Genomic DNA, 3,554 nt, shown 5'->3' with positions numbered 1-3,554 from the left:
CGGTGAGGATCTGCTCGACGGTCAGTCCGCGCGCCCGCTTCCGGTCGAAGATGCCGAGTTGGTAGTCGTGGCTGCGGTAACCGGAGATCGCGTCCAGCATGAGGCCGTCACGGTAGGCGGCGCGCTGCATGGCCAGCCAGGCGCGCGCCGTGGCTGCCGACAGCCACAGGGGGCGGCGATAACGGTCGCGCCCGGCGAACACCAGCGCGGCCGGTTCGGGAACCAACGGCAAGCCGCTGCGCTCGCCGTAGGAGTCGTCCAGCCCCACGTCGTGCAGCCGTTGCTGCAACGCATGCAGGGGCAGCGAGCCTTGCGCGTCCGCATCGATGCCGCGCGTAGCCTGCTCGAGCCGGTCGAGGGCATCCCACGCCTCGTCGAGGCCGGGCTCAAGGAACAGGCGCGGAACGAGCGGGCGCACTGCCCGTGTCGATACAGCCGCCAGGTAGCGGCCATCCCGCTTCCGGCGCAATACGGTATGCGCGCCGGCGAGCGAGCGCGCGTCGGCGTTGCCGCGCACGTGCAGCACATCCGCAGGCCACAGTTCGATCTGCGCCGTATTGAGCAGCAGCGTTTTCAGGGGGCGCGTGGGGCGTCGCATGGCCGCAGCTTAGCGACGCGGCGAAGGCGCCGCCAGTTCGCGCAGCGTCGCCAGCAGGTCGCCGGGGCGTGCGGGGCTCACGAGCACCAGACCGCCATCGCGCAAGGRCAGGGTGAGTACGCGCGTGCGATCGGTCACCAGGCAGAACGCCCTGCCGAGGTTGCGCAGGCGGAAGTGGCCGGCCTTGAAGCCCGGCAGGCTGAAGCCGTTGGTCTTCAGCATCGGGGCCAGGTCCGTGTGTTCCTCCAGGCTCAGCACGCGCGCCCTGTCCAGGTCGATGGATTCGACCGGTAGCGTCTTCGTGTAGAACGCGGCCTCCACCCGCAGCGTGCGGTGGTCGAGCACGATCCRCCTGCGACGCATCGCAAGCGCGAGCATGGCGCCTACCGTCAGCACGAACGGCACCGTCAGCCATGCGACAAGCGGCGGCGCAGGGGATTCCAGCAGCAGGGCGGCGACGGTCAGGCCAAGGGCGCCCAGCATCGGCAGCCACAGCCACAGGGCGACGCGGCCGGGCAGGGGAGCGATCTCGTAGTGTTGCTTCTGTTGCATGGGATCACCGGGTCAAGGAGGGACGGACTGGCAGGCGGTCCGGGCGGCGACGGCCTTGAGCAGGCCGTTCACTTCTCCGGCGAGCCGCTGCTGCTGGGCGTCGCGCGGAATGCGGGCGATACGATCGCCGGGCTGGAAGCCGTAGTCGCCGAACTGCGAATGATTGGCGCCGGGGATGTCGACCCATCGCGTGTGCGCGGGCAGCAGGTGGCGGTTGCGGGCCACGCGGTCGGGCGTCGCCAGGCCGTCGCGGTCGCCGACCACTTTGATGGCGGGCATGGTCAACATGGACAGGTCGACGTCGCGCGGATGCGACGTCGCGACCAGCAGCAGGGCCGCCGTGCCCAGAGGGTCGGCGAGTGCGTGGCGGGATGCCACTTCCCCGCCGCGCGAGTGGCCGCCCACGATCCAGCAACGCACGCCCGGCAATGCGGCCATCGCGGCCTGGCCGCGCGCGAGCACCGGCGAGCCCTCCGCGCCGCCGAACGCGCCGCGTCGCGGAAGCTCGACGATCACCGCCGGGTAACCGGCCTCCGCGGTGCGATGGGCGAGCCTGGCATACGCGCGCGGGTCCACCAGTGCGCCCGCATAGAACAGCAGCCCCGTGGCGTGCGGCGACGGCTGCCGTGGCATGAACACCCAGCGCCCCTCACGGTGGTCGACCGCGACGCGTGCATCCCCGCGTGCCGCGCGACGGCCTTCCGCATTGGCGTAGTAGGCGACCAGGCACCACGTGGTGAAGACTACGGTCGCGATGAGCCCCAACGTGACCCATATGCGCTTGATGCGTCTCGCGAGGCCGGCCACCGGGCGGGCCTCAGGCCGGCTTCTTGAAGAACAGGCGGACCGAGATTTCGTGCTCGATGAAGAGCGTGCTGACCAGTTCCCAGCCCTGCACGCTCATCTTGTCCAGTTCCTGCTGCATGCGGTCGGTAAGCTTGCCGGCGAACATCTTGAACGGAACTTCGACGACCTTGTGGCTCCAGCGATGGTTCATGGCGAGTCCTTCTTGTTTGTCGGGGCGTCGCCCTTCGGCAGGCGCCCGGCCTTGCGCAGTGCGTCGCGCAATACGTATTCGATCTGGGCGTTGAGCGATCGCAGTTCATCGTCCGCCCAGCGCTGTGCCGCCGCCAGGACCTCGGCATTGATGCGCAGCGGGTAGGCTTTCTTGTCCTGCTTCTCGCTCACGGTTGCTTCCTGTTGCGGCGCAGCTGCAGCACCATCGACACGATCAGCGCGTTCACCAGCACCACCATCGCGATCACGATGCCCTGCGCCAGCCTGTCGTCCCCACCGGCCCAGTAGATGCCGACGGCGCCGGCCTGGATGACCAGCCCCACCAGCACCCAGTGCAGCGCCATGCCGCGCGACCGGTCGTCGGCGGCCCGGCTCATCCATGCGCCGATGAGCAGTGCGGGCAGGCCGGAAACGGCGAGCACCAGCGGAACGAAGGCGTGCATGCCGGCGCGCCCGCGTCAGTAGATCGAGCCGGTGTTGACGATGGGCTGGGTGCCACGCTCGCCGCACAGCACCACCAGCAGGTTGCTGACCATCTGCGCCTTGCGCTCTTCGTCCAGTTTGACGACATCGTTCTTCTGCAGTTCCGCCAGGGCCATTTCCACCATGCCCACGGCACCGGCGACGATGCGCGTGCGCGCGGCGATCACGGCATTGGCCTGCTGGCGCTGCAGCATGGCCTGCGCGATTTCGGGGGCATACGCCAGGTGGCTGATACGCGCTTCGATCACGTCCACGCCCGCCTTGCCGAGGCGCTCGGCGATCTGCTCCTGCAGATGCTGCGAGATCTCCTGCGGATGGCTGCGGAGCGCGATCTGGCCTTCCTCGTGCTGGTCGTACGGGTAGCTGGAGGCCATCGCACGCAGTGCCGATTCGGACTGGATGTGCACGAAGCTTTCGTAATCGTCCACGTTGAACACGGCCTCGGCCGAGTCGACGACCTGCCACACGATCACCGCCGCGATCTCGATCGGGCTGCCGTCCAGCTCGTTGACCTTCAGCCGGCTGCTCTCGAAGTTGCGGATACGCAGCGAGATCTTGCGCTTGCTGAAGAAGGGGTTGTTCCAGCGCAGGCCGTTGTCCTTCACCGTGCCCACGTACTTGCCGAACAGGCTGAGCACGGCCGACTGGTTGGGTTCCAGCTTGTAGAGGCCTGCCATCAGGAAGATGACCACGGCGCCCAGCAGCGCGGCGGCGACCAGGTGGCTGGGCTGCTTCAGCGCCGCCCCCTGGATGAAGACGGCGGCGGCACCGAGACCCAGCACCAGCAGGCCGAGCAGGGTCGGGATTCCGGGCAGCGACGACTTGGCGTTCTCTCTCATGGTCTCGTTCTCAAGGAAGGGTCACAGCAATGACAGGCCGCTGCCGAGCGCGAGCAGGGCAACGG

At 68.5% G+C, this 3,554-nt stretch carries 7 protein-coding genes; all 7 read right to left on the bottom strand.

All coding sequences use genetic code 11. The annotated features are described in order from the left end of the window. On the bottom strand, positions 1 to 598 hold a 598-nt coding region (locus AC04L7_RS14540; RefSeq protein WP_475513273.1), incomplete at its 3' end, for a D-alanyl-D-alanine carboxypeptidase family protein. A 9-nt stretch (positions 599 to 607) separates the two neighbouring features. Next, positions 608 to 1,150: a PH domain-containing protein gene (locus AC04L7_RS14535; RefSeq protein WP_475513272.1), complete on the bottom strand. Its 543-nt coding sequence runs from the start codon at positions 1,148 to 1,150 to the stop codon at positions 608 to 610. 12 nt (positions 1,151 to 1,162) lie between these two features. Continuing rightward, the gene (locus AC04L7_RS14530; protein ID WP_435997596.1) at positions 1,163 to 1,915 is read right to left on the bottom strand and encodes an alpha/beta hydrolase; all 753 of its coding nucleotides are present in this window, start codon (positions 1,913 to 1,915) and stop codon (positions 1,163 to 1,165) included. Between the two features lie 52 nt (positions 1,916 to 1,967). Continuing rightward, on the bottom strand, positions 1,968 to 2,147 hold the full coding sequence (locus AC04L7_RS14525) for a DUF4177 domain-containing protein (protein ID WP_296280912.1): 180 nt from the start codon (positions 2,145 to 2,147) through the stop codon (positions 1,968 to 1,970). Then, positions 2,144 to 2,338 (bottom strand): type II toxin-antitoxin system antitoxin, encoded by a 195-nt coding sequence (locus AC04L7_RS14520; protein WP_435997599.1) that lies wholly within the window; start codon positions 2,336 to 2,338, stop codon positions 2,144 to 2,146. The genes AC04L7_RS14525 and AC04L7_RS14520 overlap by 4 nt, the downstream gene beginning before the upstream one ends. After that, positions 2,335 to 2,610, bottom strand: coding sequence for a hypothetical protein (locus AC04L7_RS14515; RefSeq protein WP_435997601.1), 276 nt, complete (start codon positions 2,608 to 2,610; stop codon positions 2,335 to 2,337). Before AC04L7_RS14515 ends, AC04L7_RS14520 begins: the two co-directional genes overlap by 4 nt. Before the next feature lie 15 nt (positions 2,611 to 2,625). Then, complete coding sequence (locus AC04L7_RS14510; protein ID WP_296280917.1) at positions 2,626 to 3,489, bottom strand: SPFH domain-containing protein; 864 nt, start codon at positions 3,487 to 3,489, stop codon at positions 2,626 to 2,628. Between the last annotated feature and the right edge of the window lie 65 nt (positions 3,490 to 3,554).

The organism is Pseudoxanthomonas sp. LjRoot204_2 (assembly GCF_056175765.1).
This window is presented reverse-complemented; position numbering and strand designations above follow the sequence as displayed.

What these genes read in the sequence shown, in the direction of transcription:
- AC04L7_RS14515 (WP_435997601.1), bottom strand. Translation starts at nt 2,610, where the DNA reads ATGCACGCCTTCGTTCCGCTGGTGCTCGCCGTTTCCGGCCTGCCCGCA.
- AC04L7_RS14525 (WP_296280912.1), bottom strand. Translation starts at nt 2,147, where the DNA reads ATGAACCATCGCTGGAGCCACAAGGTCGTCGAAGTTCCGTTCAAGATG.
- AC04L7_RS14510 (WP_296280917.1), bottom strand. Translation starts at nt 3,489, where the DNA reads ATGAGAGAGAACGCCAAGTCGTCGCTGCCCGGAATCCCGACCCTGCTC.